Source organism: Lacticaseibacillus sp. 30 (assembly GCF_053819265.1).
Window position 1 is genome coordinate 34,324 of the sequence record NZ_JBSOQX010000018.1, and the last position, 15,122, is coordinate 49,445.

16 protein-coding genes are annotated in these 15,122 nt (G+C 46.8%); 10 read left to right on the forward strand and 6 right to left on the reverse strand.

Annotated elements, in window-relative coordinates; all coding sequences use genetic code 11:
- Positions 1 to 272: 272 nt before the first annotated feature.
- From ACWPAB_RS11480 to ACWPAB_RS11490, 3 genes are read left to right on the forward strand one after another with little or no spacing between them, the layout of a single operon-like run.
- Positions 273 to 1,190 carry an ABC transporter ATP-binding protein gene (locus tag ACWPAB_RS11480; RefSeq protein WP_003570727.1) on the forward strand — a complete coding sequence of 306 codons (918 nt, stop codon included), beginning with the start codon at positions 273 to 275 and terminating at the stop codon, positions 1,188 to 1,190.
- A complete protein-coding gene (locus ACWPAB_RS11485; protein WP_003579910.1) occupies positions 1,177 to 2,793 on the forward strand; it encodes an ABC transporter permease in 1,617 nt (538 codons plus the stop codon). The genes ACWPAB_RS11480 and ACWPAB_RS11485 overlap by 14 nt, the downstream gene beginning before the upstream one ends.
- Positions 2,790 to 3,428, forward strand: a complete 639-nt coding sequence (locus ACWPAB_RS11490; RefSeq protein WP_003579913.1) for a TetR/AcrR family transcriptional regulator — start codon at positions 2,790 to 2,792, stop codon at positions 3,426 to 3,428. Before ACWPAB_RS11485 ends, ACWPAB_RS11490 begins: the two co-directional genes overlap by 4 nt.
- A gap of 87 nt (positions 3,429 to 3,515) precedes the next feature.
- Here ACWPAB_RS11490 and ACWPAB_RS11495 read toward each other — a convergent pair whose 3' ends face one another.
- On the reverse strand, positions 3,516 to 4,925 hold the full coding sequence (locus ACWPAB_RS11495) for an MFS transporter (protein WP_003579915.1): 1,410 nt from the start codon (positions 4,923 to 4,925) through the stop codon (positions 3,516 to 3,518).
- A 162-nt stretch (positions 4,926 to 5,087) separates the two neighbouring features.
- On the opposite strand from ACWPAB_RS11495, the gene ACWPAB_RS11500 reads away from it, so the two are divergent.
- Together ACWPAB_RS11500 and ACWPAB_RS11505 are read left to right on the forward strand one after the other, a co-directional pair.
- Positions 5,088 to 5,825, forward strand: a complete 738-nt coding sequence (locus ACWPAB_RS11500) for a sulfite exporter TauE/SafE family protein (protein ID WP_003566220.1) — start codon at positions 5,088 to 5,090, stop codon at positions 5,823 to 5,825.
- Between the two features lie 119 nt (positions 5,826 to 5,944).
- Positions 5,945 to 6,982 (forward strand): helix-turn-helix domain-containing protein, encoded by a 1,038-nt coding sequence (locus ACWPAB_RS11505; RefSeq protein WP_003579918.1) that lies wholly within the window; start codon positions 5,945 to 5,947, stop codon positions 6,980 to 6,982.
- 84 nt (positions 6,983 to 7,066) lie between these two features.
- On the opposite strand, the gene ACWPAB_RS11510 is transcribed toward ACWPAB_RS11505, so the two are convergent.
- The gene (locus ACWPAB_RS11510) at positions 7,067 to 7,924 is read right to left on the reverse strand and encodes an alpha/beta fold hydrolase (protein ID WP_003579921.1); all 858 of its coding nucleotides are present in this window, start codon (positions 7,922 to 7,924) and stop codon (positions 7,067 to 7,069) included.
- Positions 7,925 to 8,099: 175 nt separating this feature from the next.
- Between ACWPAB_RS11510 and ACWPAB_RS11515 the strand changes: the two genes are divergently transcribed.
- From ACWPAB_RS11515 to ACWPAB_RS11535, 5 genes are read left to right on the forward strand one after another with little or no spacing between them, the layout of a single operon-like run.
- Positions 8,100 to 8,477, forward strand: a complete 378-nt coding sequence (locus ACWPAB_RS11515) for a GntR family transcriptional regulator (RefSeq protein ID WP_003566227.1) — start codon at positions 8,100 to 8,102, stop codon at positions 8,475 to 8,477.
- Positions 8,467 to 9,180, forward strand: coding sequence for an ATP-binding cassette domain-containing protein (locus tag ACWPAB_RS11520; RefSeq protein ID WP_003579922.1), 714 nt, complete (start codon positions 8,467 to 8,469; stop codon positions 9,178 to 9,180). The genes ACWPAB_RS11515 and ACWPAB_RS11520 overlap by 11 nt, the downstream gene beginning before the upstream one ends.
- On the forward strand, positions 9,177 to 9,917 hold the full coding sequence (locus ACWPAB_RS11525; RefSeq protein WP_003566231.1) for a hypothetical protein: 741 nt from the start codon (positions 9,177 to 9,179) through the stop codon (positions 9,915 to 9,917). The genes ACWPAB_RS11520 and ACWPAB_RS11525 overlap by 4 nt, the downstream gene beginning before the upstream one ends.
- A 45-nt stretch (positions 9,918 to 9,962) precedes the next feature.
- Positions 9,963 to 11,339: an ABC transporter permease family protein gene (locus ACWPAB_RS11530; RefSeq protein ID WP_016382039.1), complete on the forward strand. Its 1,377-nt coding sequence runs from the start codon at positions 9,963 to 9,965 to the stop codon at positions 11,337 to 11,339.
- Between the two features lie 20 nt (positions 11,340 to 11,359).
- Positions 11,360 to 12,067: an ABC transporter ATP-binding protein gene (locus ACWPAB_RS11535; protein ID WP_003579934.1), complete on the forward strand. Its 708-nt coding sequence runs from the start codon at positions 11,360 to 11,362 to the stop codon at positions 12,065 to 12,067.
- Positions 12,068 to 12,204: 137 nt separating this feature from the next.
- Here the strand turns inward: ACWPAB_RS11535 and ACWPAB_RS11540 are convergent, their stop codons facing one another.
- The 4 genes from ACWPAB_RS11540 to ACWPAB_RS11555 are packed head-to-tail and all read right to left on the reverse strand — an operon-like array spanning position 12,205 to position 15,113.
- Complete coding sequence (locus ACWPAB_RS11540; RefSeq protein WP_003579936.1) at positions 12,205 to 12,765, reverse strand: GNAT family N-acetyltransferase; 561 nt, start codon at positions 12,763 to 12,765, stop codon at positions 12,205 to 12,207.
- A 22-nt stretch (positions 12,766 to 12,787) separates the two neighbouring features.
- On the reverse strand, positions 12,788 to 13,666 hold the full coding sequence (locus ACWPAB_RS11545) for an ATP-binding cassette domain-containing protein (RefSeq protein ID WP_003584941.1): 879 nt from the start codon (positions 13,664 to 13,666) through the stop codon (positions 12,788 to 12,790).
- On the reverse strand, positions 13,663 to 14,751 hold the full coding sequence (locus tag ACWPAB_RS11550; protein ID WP_003588222.1) for an ABC transporter ATP-binding protein: 1,089 nt from the start codon (positions 14,749 to 14,751) through the stop codon (positions 13,663 to 13,665). Before ACWPAB_RS11550 ends, ACWPAB_RS11545 begins: the two co-directional genes overlap by 4 nt.
- Positions 14,752 to 14,801: 50 nt before the next feature.
- Positions 14,802 to 15,113 carry a hypothetical protein gene (locus tag ACWPAB_RS11555; protein ID WP_016375159.1) on the reverse strand — a complete coding sequence of 104 codons (312 nt, stop codon included), beginning with the start codon at positions 15,111 to 15,113 and terminating at the stop codon, positions 14,802 to 14,804.
- Positions 15,114 to 15,122: the final 9 nt, after the last annotated feature.

Consider the following 15,122-nt stretch of genomic DNA (forward strand, 5'->3'; position numbering starts at 1 on the left):
GTTAGTCTCACCCCCCAACCTATAAAAACATGCCGCACCGAGTTCTGTTTAACGTCAAACAGGGTTCGGTTTTTTGCTGTCAACAAACGTTAAGCTTGGGCCATATCTCAAGTCGTCCCCTCTTCTCAATCATCGCATAAGAATTATTGACTGACGAGTCAATAATTCGTTGACTAGCCAGTCAATCGCGACTATACTGCAGGCGAAAAGGTTGATCAGACACCGACATATTAAAACGTGTTTCAAGTTTGACCTTAAGGAGGATGACAAAAATGACAACGGCTATTATCGAACTTGACCATCTTCAAAAAAACTTTGGCAAGTTTGCCGCATTAAAAGATGTCAGTTTCACGTTGGCACCCGGTCAGGTTCTGGGTTTTCTAGGACCTAATGGGGCCGGCAAATCCACGACCATTCGAGTTATTTTAGGCTTATTAAAAAAGAGTGGCGGCTCAGTGACCGTCTTCGGCAAAGATGCCTGGCGGGATGATGCGGCGATTCATCCACGCATCGCCTATATTCCTGGAGACGTTTATTTATGGCCAAATCTTTCTGGCGGCGAAATTATCGACCTATTGCTACGTTTAAATGGCCGCCAGCATAATCAAAAGACCGATGAACTAATCAAGGCCTTTGAATTTGATCCGAAGAAAAAAGCTCGTACCTATTCAAAAGGCAATCGTCAAAAAGTAGCGTTAATTGCTGCGTTGTCGCAAGATGCCGATTTGTATATTTTTGATGAACCCACTTCTGGGCTTGATCCATTAAATGAACAGACTTTCCAGCAAGAAGTTTTAAAACTGAAAAGAGCCGGTAAAAGTGTGCTGCTATCAAGCCACATTTTGTCCGAAGTCGAGCGAATGTGTGATTCAATTGTTATCATCCGTGATGGTAGTGTGATTGAGAGCGGCAATCTTGATCAATTACGGCATCTATCGCGGATTAAAATAGAAGTCACCACCGCTACCCCAATGACTGCTTTGGCAAAGCAAGCTGGCGTTCACGACCTCACTTATCGCGATTCCGAGCACACCAAGGCGGTTTTCACCGCTGATCGAGACGCGCTTGGCACCATCATGACCACACTGGCCGCCAACACCGTGGTCGACATGCAATCAACGCCACCTACGCTTGAAGATTTGTTCCTGCGTTATTATGGAAAGCAAGGTGAGACCCATGCGGCACAGTAATCGGAACGCAGGTTATCTGCTTCGGGCAAACCTCAAACAAAATCTAAAATTTTCACTCATCTGGCTTGTCATTTTGATCATGATGATTGCCAGTGGTGCTGGCAAATTGGAAGCAGCCTTTGCAGGCGGGGCCTCGGGCTCTAAAGAGATTGTCAAAATGCTGCGAGCGCCGGGCATGGCGGCAATGTTTGGCGCGATGCCAAAGGTGGACACGTATAACACAGCGATTGTGTTTGCTGGTGTGATGGTCGTCTTCATGATTATTTTGCAGGCCTTATGGGTTATGCCGCTGATGATTCGCAACACCCGCGGTCAAGAAGAAAGTGGCTTGCTCGAAATGGTTCGCGCTCGCAATGTTGGGCGAACGGCTGCCATCACCGCCGCTTCGCTGGAGCTTCTCATCGACAGTGCCATAATGGGTATCCTCTATTTTGTCTCGTTGGCCGCTGTCAACATGGGTGGTACTGACTTGTACGGCGACTTCCTGTTTTCACTGGGGATGGTGATCGCCAACTTGCTATTCGGAGCCATTGCGTTGCTATTCGCGCAACTAACCAATAACACACGTACAGCCAATATGTTGAGCTACATGGTGCTGACTGCCGCTTATTTGGTTCGGCTGGTCACCGATATCCAGCATCAAAATCTGACGTGGTTATCACCAATTGGTTGGTTCGAAAAAGCAAACTTCTATACTGATAACAACCTCTGGGCTTTAGGTTTGGCCTTACTGGTCAGTATTCTGCTTGCGGCCAGCGCCACCATGATTGCCCGCAACCGCGATCTGGGCGCCGGGATTATTGCTGAACGCACCGGCCGAGCCAAAGCTGCCGGCTGGCTTCGCTCGATCCCTGCCTTACTGTGGCGAACTGAGCGCGGATTATTTGCTGGGTGGTTAATCGGCGCCGTGGTGTTTGGCGGCGTCATGGGTAGTGTGCTCGGCGGCGTTGGCGACATTCTTAAAACGAATCCGCTTTATCGTAAAATACTAGATGTTGGCCAAATCAACGCTGCCAATCAGACCATGGTCCTGTCATTCTTAGGCATGTATCTCGGCATTTTCGTCGCATTAGCCGTGACTGCTGGCGTCCAAGTGGCATTCCGACTCAAACGCGATGACAACCTTGGTTACTTGAGCGTCATTCATGCCGAAAAGCCAACGCGAACCACGATCAGTGTCAGCTACTATTGCTTTGGTCTGCTGGCAGGCGTGTTCGTCCTTTCTGCCGGGCTGCTGGCCTTGTTCTTCACTGGGAACACTGTTCTCAGTCACCCGTTGCCGCTCAAGTACCTCGGTCGCCTATTTGCGGCTAGCGTTCCGGCTGTGATATCGTTTATCGCCCTTGGCATCGCACTAGTCGGTCTGTGGCCACGCTTAAGCAGTCTATTCTGGCTGTATATGGGAGCCGGTCTGATCGTTCAAATTTTCCGGGGATTGTTTGATTTGCCAAAACACGCAGGCAACTTCACACCTTTTGGCTGGATTGCCAATGTACCGGTTGAAAACGTTGATCACACATGGCTAATCGTGATGGTTGTTAGCGCTATAGTATTATTTATTCTTGGTATTGCCGGTTATCGTCGTCAGGATCTGAGCTTATGAAAAATGTTGTGACAGATCCCGAAAAAGTCACCCGTATACTCAAAACAGCGACGGAAATTTTCGGCCAGCAAGGCTTCATCAAGAGCAAAACCGATCAGATTGCCAACCAAGCACAAGTATCTAAGGGCTTGCTCTTCCATTATTTTGGCAATAAACAAGCGCTGTATCTTGACGCTTTCAAATATGCCTATCATCGGATTTATGATCACATGGACCCCCAAAAGTGGCAGAATGCCCCTGGCTTGGCTGCCATGATGACCACTGCAGTTAAGTATGAGTTGAAACTGCAATTCAAATTCCCGGCTGAATACCGCTTGATGATGCAAGCCTATGCTGATTTACCGCATTTTCCCGAACCGTTACGACAACAAGTGCAGCAAGAAACAACTGCCATATCCGCTGAAGCCGATCGCATTTTCCGCGAGAAAATTGAACAGCTGCCTCGTCGTGATGGCCTGTCAGTCGATGACGTTTTCGGTGTCGTTTCTTCCTTAATCGCCCAACAAACAGCGGTCACCACCAGACTCATTGCCAGTGGCCATTATCGCAAGTTTGAAGATCTGCAGTCCGTGGTTGAGACGATGGCACGCCAGTTATTGATTGTCGAACACGGCTTTTTACCAGATGAAAGTTGACGTCAGCTGATAGATTAAAAAAACCGCCTGCACTGATCTGATTCAGTACAGGCGGTTTTTTAGATCATAAACCAGAAATGCCTTACCTTATTCAACTTTTTTTATACTTGTCAGCTTGAACAGACGAGCAAACAACCAGAAGTTTAAGATGCCAATTGCTAGTAGCAGGCCAAAAGCCAGCTGACTGCCAATCCCAACATTTTGGGCGTGAGACAAGCCTGGGATAGTAACAGCCGTCATCATGCCAGCTAAAACGGTATTCCCCATTGAACCTGTCACTTGCTGCCCTGTGCTATATAAGGCATTCGCGTCGCTTTGATCATCAGGTTGGATGACTTTCAAGCCATATGCTGTACTGTTGCCAAAAGCCATGGAACGGCCGATGGCAAAAATCAGATACAAGATCGTGACCCAAAGTACGCTGATGTGGCGGCCAAAAATCGTAAAGCCGAGCACGCCGAGCGTAAATAGCGTGTTGCCAAGAAATAACGGCAACCGTCCACCAAAATGGTCTAACATCCAACCGTAAACCGGCTGACCAAGTCCATTGAAGACACTGCCAGGCAAGAGAGTTAATCCGCCAATAAAAGCAGTTGCCCCGTCAACAGTTTGCACATAGTTTGGCAGCAAAAAATTAATCCCAACATTCGAAAATTGCAAGAGAATATATGGCAGAAAACTGTATAAGAACCCTGGATCGTGGAAAACATCCAACTTAAACAAAGTTTTGGCGTGATGATTTGACAACCAAACGAAAACTGTCATGGCTGCAACCACGATCAATAAACCCACACACGCAGTTAACCATTTCCGATCACTGACACCATTCAATGCAACGGTCAAACTGATCAAGGCCACACCGAGAGCCGTAAAACGCAGCCAATCAAAAGCAAAATCTGAAGTTGGCGAGTATTGTTTGATTCTTCCCTGTCCCAGCACAAGTAACAAAATTGCAAAAGGCAAGGTGCTCCAGAAAATCATTCGCCAATCAAAGAAGTTTGCCACGGCACCGCCAAAGGTTGGTCCAAGCGCCGGTCCAATCAGAATAATGAGGTTCGCGACGCCCATGTAGGTACCAAGTTTACTTGTCGGTACAGTATCCAAAATAATATTGACCATCAGAGGACTACACAAACCGACACAACCTGCTTGAACCAGCCGGCCCGCAAGCAACACCCAGAACACTGGTGCCAGTGCGCACATCAAGTCGCCAATAATGAACAGCAATGCTGCCGTCACAAACAGCTGTCGGTTGGTAAATCTTCTTTTCATGTAGGCAGAACTCAGCATGATTAGCGCCGCGGCCAAAAGATAGCCCGAAGTCACCCACTGGACGGTCGTCAAAGACACATTAAAATCATGCATCAAAGTTGGAAAAGTGACATTCATTGAAGTTTCGGTTAACACCCCCAAAAATGACATAAGCGCTACAATGCTGATCACAAGCAATGCGTGCCGAGCATTAGTTTCTTTTACTTCAATCGTTGTCTTCGCCATGATCAATCCCCTTCGGTTTCTATCATAAGACGCAATATTTTCAGTAACAACGTCAAATTTTAAAAGGGCTTATGAAAGCGGCCTGAAATAGCAGCCATTTTAACAATCTTTCCATCCATAAATGCGATACGATAGAAGCATTAGTTAACGGAGGAATCACACATGACAATCATCTTGCTTTTCCTCGGCTTTTTGGTCGGGGCATTTATTATGACAATGGGCGGCGGTGGCGGTGCTTTTTACCTTGGCATCATGACCGGCGTCGCGCATCTGTCACCCGGCACTGCTGCGGCGACATCGCTATTTACCGCCATTCCGGCCTTGGCGGTTGGGTGTTACAGCCATTATCGTACAGGAAATATGCGTTTTCACGCGGGTAACGAAATCCTGATGACCGCCGTGCCTGCCACGATTATTGGCAGTCTTGCAGCGCCACATATTCCCGAAGTCGTCTATTCATGGGCGATCGCGGTCATTTTTGTGGTGCTCGGTGTCCAAATGTTACGTCAATCGTTCGCGCGCAAAGTCAAAAAAGCCACCCAACCTGCGTGGTTCGCCTATGTCCTCGGCGCAATTAGTGGCCTCATGGTTGGTGTTGCCGGATTAAGTGGTGGCGGCCCGATCATGGCCGGTCTCATGTTAATGGGGCTCGACATGCCTCATGCGGCAGCGACTTCTTCGTACGCTTTAGTTGCTTTGTCAGTCATCGGCTGCCTTTTGCACGCCACCCAAGGCACGATCGCTTGGCAGGTCGGCGGCTTATTGATGTTAGGCTCGCTGGTTGGTGCCGCGATTACCCCGCGTATTCTCAATCGCTTCGATCCGCGCCTGCTGACAGCTATCTTGCGGCCAATTCTTGGGATCATGCTCCTGATAATGGCGGTGGCCCAGGTTTGGTAACGCAATTCAACTAACTTAACCAACAGTTAATTTTTCTGTGCCAAACTTGAAAACAGCGCGATTGTTTTCCTTCACCTTGGCAACGATAATGAAGGTGAATAAGGAAGGGGTGAACGATCGTGCATATTGATCAAGTGATTCGCGAACGGCGCCTAGCTTTAGGACTCACGCAAGAGGAACTCGCCAACAAAATTGGCGTTTCGGCCCCAGCTGTTAGTAAATGGGAAAAAAGGGTGTCATATCCTGACATTACCTTGCTGCCGGCGTTGGCTCGCATTTTAGGCACGGATGTTAATACGCTGCTTACTTTCAGTGTCACGATGGATCCAGAAGAGAGTCGCCACCTATACGAAAAACTGATGACGACTGCCAAAGATGCCGGATGGCAAGCGGCCGTTGATCTCGCCGAAGCGCAGATTGCACATTACCCGTCAGTGACCATGATGCACTTGATGAACGCAGCTTTTTTACAAACCTTGAAAGACCAAATACCTGAGACAGCTTGGCCTGCTGTGTATCAACAAATTGTTGCCATTTATCAAACTGCGGAAAAAAGCACTGATCTGCCACAGGCACAAGCAGCGGCCCAAAGTCTCTTCTACCTGTACCTCAAGGAAAAAGATTTTGATGATGCCGAGAATCAACTGAAGATGTTACCAACTGAAGTGGTGGCTTATAACGCTATGAAGCCAAAGCTGCAATTACAACGCGGTCAACTCAAGGAAGCGTATATCAGCGGTGAAAAGTTGCTTAGCACCGGTTTGAGCGCTGTTTCGCTTGTCCTGAATGTGCTTACCAAAGTTGGAATAGCTGATCACCAACTTGAAACGGCGAAACGCTATGCTGACATGAGCCAAAAAATAGACAACTTGATACCTATCACCAATCCGTTTACATTTGAATCGCAACTAAAAATTGCAGAAGCAAGTGATGATCCTGGCCAAGCCGTCACAATCCTTAAAGAATTATTGGCTAATATCATTGACCAGCCACAACCAGCGATCCTGCAGCATCTCACACTCGTCAAGCCCAAGAAAACGACCGCACCTGCTGAAGCTCGGCGGCAACTCCTACAAATCTTCACCGCCGATCCCGAAATGGCTTTTCTCCAAAAAAGTCCCAGCTTCCAACAGCTACTCCATGAATACAATCTCTAACAAAATGACATCATGACTAAAACACGAAAGGCCTTCGACAGGTAGCAAGTTGTCGAAGGCCTTTTAATGTCTCATTCAATTAAATCAGTTCGTAATTTTCCCATTATTCAGAAATTCATACAGATACCGATTCACCAATGGGTTGTGCTCATGTAGCTGGCTATGCTGCGCCTTGCTATTGGTAATCTCGCGCTCAGTATAACTTTTCGCCCGCCCGGCAACAACATACCGCAAAGACCGTGCTGAATTGACTGGCACTCGGCCATCTGTCCCCTTGCCTAGGTTGCCAAACAGATTCAAAACGGCGGCAGTTTTGGGAAAATACCTGCGATTGTCATACAACGGTTTGTACCGATCCGACATAACGTTAGGCCGGCCGTCTTTAGCAAGGGTAATATGCTGTCCGCCGTTCATTCCCGGCATACCGGGAAAACCGTTAAACGGCCCGGCAATTGTGATTAGTCGCCGCAATTGCGGCATCCCCTGCTTATCTGCCGTCACTGCCCAGTTTGCCCAAGCAGCCGAACCGGCTGAGTGTCCGACAGCGTTGAAGTTCTTGATACCATAATGTTTCTTCAGTTGTTTGAGAATTTTACCTAAGGTTGGCGCATCTGGTCGGCCACTGCTGAAGACAACGGCAATCAGTGGGTGTTTCACACTGGCAGACCAAGAACCGCTCACGGACAACTGCCCAGTGTTGGTGACGGTATAGCGTAATACTTGCTGATACCCGGGATGTTTGCTGAGATCAGCAATCATATCTTTTTCCGATCCATAGCCACCACCAAAACCATGAACAAACAATGTTGGCGTTTGGTACGTACCTGCTGCTCGCGCAGTGGACGGTGCCGACCCGCGATTCATCCAAAACCACGCACCGCCACTAATGATGAGTACGATGACCACTGCCAGTATGACTTTGATCCATTTTTTCATGAGCATAAGCCCTCGCCTTCATTTGAAGCTTCATGCTTTGCATTCTAACACGATCTCACTAAATTAAAACCACAAACGCTCTTACTACGTCTATCAACTATTTAAGTGAATTAACTTGCCAAAGCACAAGATCCTTGGTATAGTGTATTAGTAATCTAATACACTAGTAAGGAGGCACACCGTGGAATTTGACGATAAGATCCCAATCTATTATCAGATCAAACAATACTTGTATCAGGAAATCATCACCGATCGACTTAAATCAGGCGATCAACTACCGGCTGTTCGGCAACTTGCCGCAGACCTAACCGTCAATGTCAACACGGTTCAGCGCGCCTTGACTGAACTCATTCAGGAAGGCGTCCTTGAAACAAAACGGGGACGCGGCAATTTCGTCACAAATGATATGAAAGTGCTAATTGATATGAAAAAACGCGTCATTGCGACAGAATTAGATCGCCTTTATCACCAACTATCAGAATTGAATTTAAGTGATGAGGAAATGAAAGACGCATTCGCCGCTTATGTTGATGAGCAGGAGGTAAAGCATGACAACTAACATGATCACAGTCAAACAATTGACTTATAAACGCAATCGTAAAGTGATTCTGGACGACTTGAACCTTGACCTCGTTCAAGGTCACTTCATCGGTTTATTAGGTGCAAACGGTGCCGGCAAAACCACATTGATGCGACTGTTAAACGGGGTCGCGACCACTTTTCATGGCACCATTCAAATTGGCTCATCAGAAAGTATTGTTGAACGGAAACAACTAAGCAGCTTCAGTGAGTCGTTAAATGGCGTCAACCCAAATCGAACGCTCAAGCAAATTGCCACTTATTATGCCGACATGTATCTTGATTTTTCTGAAGCCGAGTTTGCTAACTTCCTGAAGACATTTGATCTTGATTCCCACCAGAAGCTGGCCGCCCTGTCAAAAGGTAATCGCAAAAAATTGATCGCTGCACTGACCCTTGCCCGCCAAACTCAACTTTATCTGCTAGATGAACCTTTTGAAGGTATCGATAGCATGACGCGCAAACGGATCATCAGTAACTTGATTGCGTGGAAACCGGCAGCGGCAACCGTGATTATTTCGGATCATCACGTAAGCGACGTTGCCAATGTGTTGGATGAGGTTGTCATCATTAAAGACAAGCACGTGGTGGCACAAAAAAATGCCGAAGAGTTGCGAGAAAAAACCGGCATGGGTATTGAAAACTATTATGAAAGTTTCTATGAAGGAAGTGACCAACAATGACTAATACATGGACAATGATGCGAACCTTGACCCGGCAACGTTCACTAACAGCATTTAAAACATTCATCGTGACTTTGGTTGCGACCGTTGTATCAATCCTACTAGCGATGTTCACTGGTGAAGCAAAAATCACCGTCGATTTTGTCTTAACCCTTCTCTTTGCTTATGCTGTAATTGGCGGTTTGGTGTTTTTTGTTAGATTGGCGATCATTCAAGAGCGTGTTTGGGTCAATAACTACTATCGATCAGTGCCAACCACCAACCTTAAACTTTATACTGCTAATCTGCTGGCAACCTGCCTATCATTTCTGATATATGCTGCCTTCGAAGGTGTTGTTTTACTAGCACTTGCAGTGACGCGTTGGGGTATCAACTTACCAACGGGTGATCCCATGACCGTGTTAGTCGAAATGGGGATATTCCTGATTGTCTTAGGGATATTTATCTGGGCATTTATCAGTCTCGTTCACTTGTTATCAGTGACCATTATGGCGTTCCTGCCAGAAACTCGAATTCGCCTTGTTCAATGGATTATCTATCTGGTGGTTATCATTGTTGCTTCGTTCATATTCGATCAGGTTCAACGCCTGTTCTTACTACCCTTTGGTGGTTATGACAGCAATACTTTGACAGGTTCTTCAAGCGTTCTCGTCGGCATCGGGATCTTCATCGTCACCATCCTGCTGATCTCAGCAGTGAATGTTTACCTGCTTGAAAAGTGGGTTGAAACTAAATAATGCGCCCTAAACGATGAAACCTATTGACAAAAAAATGGGGAAAATATGCTTAAAATCATAGCTAAACAATTTTTACAACACTGGAAGATATGGCTGGCCCTCTTACCGATTTTCATTGTTTCCGGCATCGTCTTCAGTACATCTCTAATTTTACTGACGGCGATGGCAACCATTCCTGTCGCTTCAGGCACTGATTATGGTGTTTTTATGCAAACGCCGATCATCATTGGTGGGGTCGTTTTGTGCTTATTAACGAACAATGCCATGAAACAGTGTATCGATTTCTTTGATGACACGAATGATGTGATGCTCTTGCTAGGGGCATCCCCTGTCCAGTTAAGTTTTCTGATGACTGGGCAAGTGCTCCTGACTGGTGTCCTTGGCGCGGTTATCGGCATGCTTTTCGCAATCCCAGCTGGCCGCGGTTTTTTAAGCCTCTTACCCGTGAGTGCTTCTTCTGAGTCTTTAGTCAGGCTACCTCTGAGCTTCTCATGGCAAATGGTTCGAACCGTTTTAATTCTTCAGGCTTTGTTGATCGTGATGACTTGTATGCGTTACTGCCTTAAGACTTACCAACGAAGAAAAGGCGCGTTAGTTGCGAGTCTGCACAAGCATCGAAAAATCGTCGGTAGTTTTCTAGGAATCGTCACCCTTATAGCAAGTTTGGTTGTGACAATCCTCCTATTTTTAAAACCTGTGCCTGATCCAACTTCAGCCAATGCGTATAACAACAGTATGAAGGGTTCAATGAATTTTTTACTGTTGCTATGGCTTTTAGTGATTATCAGCATGAACTTCCTGATCAGACCGTTGTTTATCAAAATGGTTCGCGTCATTGTTCATATACCGTCCATGGCCAAACAGCCGATGATCCGTTCCGCCTTTCATGACTTGCAACACCACGAGGAGGCGGTCATTAAATTAATTCGCCCGGTCAGTGTCATCGTGTTACTTGCCGGAAACTTCATCGCTTTGTTTCTTAATACGAAGCTGCTAGTGGATGGCAACAATGGCGGCGCGGTTATCTATGATCTGGCAGTGAGTCTGATTTTTGTATTTGGGGCACCTATCATGATTAGTCTTGCCAGTATTTTGACATCAATTAGTCTTTTTAAAATGAAAACGGCAGCAGAATCTGATCATTACTTTTTCTCTGGGTGCACCCCAAGCTGGATCTTCAATTTAAAACTGACCGAAATCGGTACTGCAACTATTCTCACAATCTTAATAACATTTCTTGGAACAAGCCTATTCGCTATTCCGCTGTTGCGAGTTGCGTTTTTAGGCGGCGGTGATCTTTCTAAGGCAAACTGGACCGTCAATATCCTCCTGACTTTTGGGGTATTCGGAATATTTTCCCTTTGTTTGACGCTGGTCTATTGGTCAGAACGGACGCACCGCAAAGCTTATGTCAATGAATAAGCATACGAGGAGGAAAAGAGATGAATGATGTAGTCGTTTCCGTCAAACATTTAACAAAAGAGGTTGCGTTAGCTCAGGGAAATACGCTGAAGGTGCTTGATGATATTTCTTTTGACGTCAATCAAGGCGTATTTGTGTCGATTGTTGGTCCATCCGGATCAGGAAAATCGACACTGCTCTACTGTATTTCTAGTCTATTACCACCTTCTAAAGGCAAAATCCTGATTAAAGGAAAATCACCATACGAGTGGCGTGCTTCAAAGTTGGCAAAATTTCGTCGGAAAGAGATAGGTTTTATTTTTCAGGACTTTCAGTTAGTCAGCTCTTTATCTGCTTATGACAATTTACTGCTTCCGGGTATTCTAAATGGTCAGAAAATTAAACCGCCAATGGTTGACGCATTAGCAGCGAAACTCGAATTGACAGCCGAGTTACACCAATCGATTGACGCGCTTTCTGGCGGAGAACAACAGCGCGTCGCCATTGCGCGAACTGTGCTTGCTGACCCAGATATCATTTTTCTAGATGAACCGACAAGTGCACTAGACACGCATTCACGTCAGTTAGTCATGAAGCTATTTCAAGAACTGGTCAATCAAGGCAAGACTTTGATCATGGTCACCCATGATTTAGAACTCGCTGGGGAAACTTCACGGTCGATTGTGCTACGAGATGGCCGAATTGAAAGGGAGATTCAAATGCCCGCGGCTGAAACTGTGCGTATCTGAATCATTGGCAGGCAGTTTCTGTTTAGCTAATGATTGAAGTGATATTACAATTTTCCAGTTCATTTCCACGTCCTCTTCGCATCAACAATGAAACAGCGTCCCTCAGCCTTTTTAAGGCATGAGAGGCGCTGTTTGTGTTAGACCTTTCTGTTCATTTGTAACCACTCGCTGCGTAATAAGGAGTATTCATTTTCATCATGGAAACCATCTGCTAGTTTTTCCCCGGCGCGATGAGTGCCATCGTGATGAAAACCGGCCTTTTTGGCGACGGCATTGCTTGGTGCATTGTCGACAGCAGCGCGAATGATCACTTTGTTGACCCCGTACTCTTCAAAACCGATCTGGCACATTGCTTTCACCGCCCGATGCATCAGCCCGTGACCACGCACAGCTTGTTTAAGCCAATAACCGATATCACCACTTTCATCACTCGGGCGAAAATGATTGAAGCTGATCATCCCAACCGGCTCATCCCGATACCATAAAACCAAGTTCATTGACTCCTCACGGCCAAAATGATCATTGACGCTCCGCAAAAATGTTGCTTCCTCGGCCTCCGTTTTTAATCCATTCGCCCAAGGCAAAAATCGACCGATATCATCGCGTTCTTGATCGATAATTGCAAAGAGCGGTGCTGAATCCAGCCGTGGACGCGGTAATGCCAACTTAAAATCGTCATCAATCACATAACTTAACATGCTAAACACCTTCATCTCGCGTTTATTGCGCTAACACCCAATGCGCCGGTGCTGCTTCGACCAGTGAGGCAGTCGGATCAAGCGCCTGCCGGTCAAAGTGCAACACCGGTTTTTGCTGCTCAAGCATTGGATCAGCCTGCGGAACCGATGACAGCAGCGTCTGCGTGTAAGGATGCAGCGGATGGTGATAAATTGCATCTGTATCGCCCGCCTCAACGATGCGACCTTGATACATGACCACAATTTTATCACTAATGTAGTGAACCATCGATAGATCATGGGCAATAAAAAGATAGGTTAAGTGTTGTTCATGCTGAATTTGTCGCAACAAATTGACAATCTGTGCCTGAATCGACACGTCCAACGCTGAAATCGGCTCATCAAGCACTAAAAACTTAGGCTGCACCGCCAAAGCTCGAGCAATGCCTATTCGTTGCCGTTGTCCGCCAGAAAATTCATGGGGAAAATGATTAATCGCGTCTGCAGGTAAACCAACCTGCGTCAACAGTCGTAAAACTTGCGCCAGCCTTGCTTCCCTCGAGGTGGCCAAATGAAAATTGTCGATGCCTTCAGCAATGATATCGACCACTTTTTGCCGCGGATTCAAGGATTCGAACGGATCTTGAAACACCATCTGGACCTGACGGCGAAAGCCTTTGCGCGCCGCATGTGAGAAATGACGGATCGACTGACCGCCAAAAAGAACATCACCACCGGAAATCGGACCAATCCCAGCGATAGCGCGGCCAGTTGTTGTCTTACCTGACCCAGACTCGCCAACCAAACCGACTGTGGTTCCGGCATTGATCGTGAAGTTAATTTGATCAACGGCTTTGATTGCTTGCCGCCCTCTATAAAAAGTGACACTTAGATCGTTCATCGTCAATAACGGTTCTGTCAAACTGGCACACCTCCCGCTTGCTGGCTTTCAACTACTGGATTGTTTGTCTGTTCAGCATGCAACTGAGCAAATCGCGCCCAACGTTTCTGAATAGTGACTGGTGGCTGATAGTGTGGGGTTCGCGGATCTAATAACCACGAACGTACAAAATGTGTCGGCGATACTTGAAACAACGGCGGATCTTTTTTAAAGTCGATTGGCATTGCGTAAGGATTGCGCGGAGCAAAAGCATCCCCCTTAATAGGTTGATGCAAATCAGGTGGCGTTCCCGGCAAGGTAAACAATTGGTCACGTTGATCATCTGAACTAGGAACGGCATCTAGCAATCCCCAAGTATAGGGATGCTGGGGATGATAGAAAATCTCGTTAGCTGTCCCCACTTCGACAATTTTGCCCGCATACATAATCGCCACACGATCCGCAATGTTGGCGACTACGCCTAAGTCATGGGTGATGAAAATGACACTCAAATCATGTTTGGCTTTTTGCGCTTTAATCAACGCCAAAATTTGTGCCTGCAACGTCACGTCCAACGCAGTGGTCGGTTCATCAGCAATCAGAACTTTGGGCTGCATCACCAGCGCCATGGCGATCATCGCGCGTTGACGCTGACCGCCAGAAAGTTCATGCGGATATTTGCGGGCAATCAAAGCTGGGTCAGCTAATCCGACATCTTCAATCGCCGCAAACACTGCCTGCTTCAAGGCCTGACCGTGAACATGGCGATGCACCTTCAAGCCTTCGCCAATCTGGCGGCCAATGCGCATCGTCGGATTCAAACCGCTAAGTGGATCTTGAAAAATCAGCCCCAGCTCTTGCCCGCGCAGATGGGTGTACTGACGCCGACTCGTCTGCAATAAATCCGTCTCGCCATACAGCATCTCGTCAGCAGTCACCACAGCATCCTTGCCCAACAACCCCAGCAAAGCATGGGTTGCCACCGACTTGCCTGATCCCGATTCGCCTACCAACGCTAACGTTTCGCCTTGACGCAAATTTAAATCCACGCCGTTAACAGCATAAACTTGTTCATTACCTTCATTAAAAATGACCTTTAAATTTTTAACTGTGACGATGTCCGTCATATGTTCACTTCCTTCAATCGCATTTTGAACTTAACAATGCCGCTAACCACTTACTTTTCATATAGAAATAGATCGACGATAATGCCGCCAAACAAATTGATCGCCGTTAGCACACTCATCTCTAAATTTGTCGGTAAGTGTTTGATAAACTGTGCGGTCAGATGGCCATGCGGTCGTTCAGTATGCCAAATCAATCTCATAGCCAGCAAGAACACCGTCACACCTGCAAGAAGCCAAAAGGTTTGATGAAGCCCCCACAACAAAGCTAGCAGGAAATGGTTTTGGCGCAGTGCAAGGCATGTTGTCACCAACAAAAGGCCAGCAAACGCACCTGCGACAATTTGCCAATGATGTTTCTGCATCACTCAAAA

Coding starts and splice junctions, on each gene's coding strand:
- ACWPAB_RS11480 (WP_003570727.1), top strand. CDS start 273: ATGACAACGGCTATTATCGAACTTGACCATCTTCAAAAAAACTTTGGC.
- ACWPAB_RS11485 (WP_003579910.1), top strand. CDS start 1,177: ATGCGGCACAGTAATCGGAACGCAGGTTATCTGCTTCGGGCAAACCTC.
- ACWPAB_RS11525 (WP_003566231.1), top strand. CDS start 9,177: ATGACTAATACATGGACAATGATGCGAACCTTGACCCGGCAACGTTCA.
- ACWPAB_RS11555 (WP_016375159.1), bottom strand. CDS start 15,113: ATGCAGAAACATCATTGGCAAATTGTCGCAGGTGCGTTTGCTGGCCTT.
- ACWPAB_RS11530 (WP_016382039.1), top strand. CDS start 9,963: ATGCTTAAAATCATAGCTAAACAATTTTTACAACACTGGAAGATATGG.
- ACWPAB_RS11495 (WP_003579915.1), bottom strand. CDS start 4,925: ATGGCGAAGACAACGATTGAAGTAAAAGAAACTAATGCTCGGCACGCA.
- ACWPAB_RS11490 (WP_003579913.1), top strand. CDS start 2,790: ATGAAAAATGTTGTGACAGATCCCGAAAAAGTCACCCGTATACTCAAA.
- ACWPAB_RS11510 (WP_003579921.1), bottom strand. CDS start 7,924: ATGCTCATGAAAAAATGGATCAAAGTCATACTGGCAGTGGTCATCGTA.
- ACWPAB_RS11540 (WP_003579936.1), bottom strand. CDS start 12,765: ATGTTAAGTTATGTGATTGATGACGATTTTAAGTTGGCATTACCGCGT.
- ACWPAB_RS11500 (WP_003566220.1), top strand. CDS start 5,088: ATGACAATCATCTTGCTTTTCCTCGGCTTTTTGGTCGGGGCATTTATT.
- ACWPAB_RS11535 (WP_003579934.1), top strand. CDS start 11,360: ATGAATGATGTAGTCGTTTCCGTCAAACATTTAACAAAAGAGGTTGCG.
- ACWPAB_RS11520 (WP_003579922.1), top strand. CDS start 8,467: ATGACAACTAACATGATCACAGTCAAACAATTGACTTATAAACGCAAT.
- ACWPAB_RS11550 (WP_003588222.1), bottom strand. CDS start 14,751: ATGACGGACATCGTCACAGTTAAAAATTTAAAGGTCATTTTTAATGAA.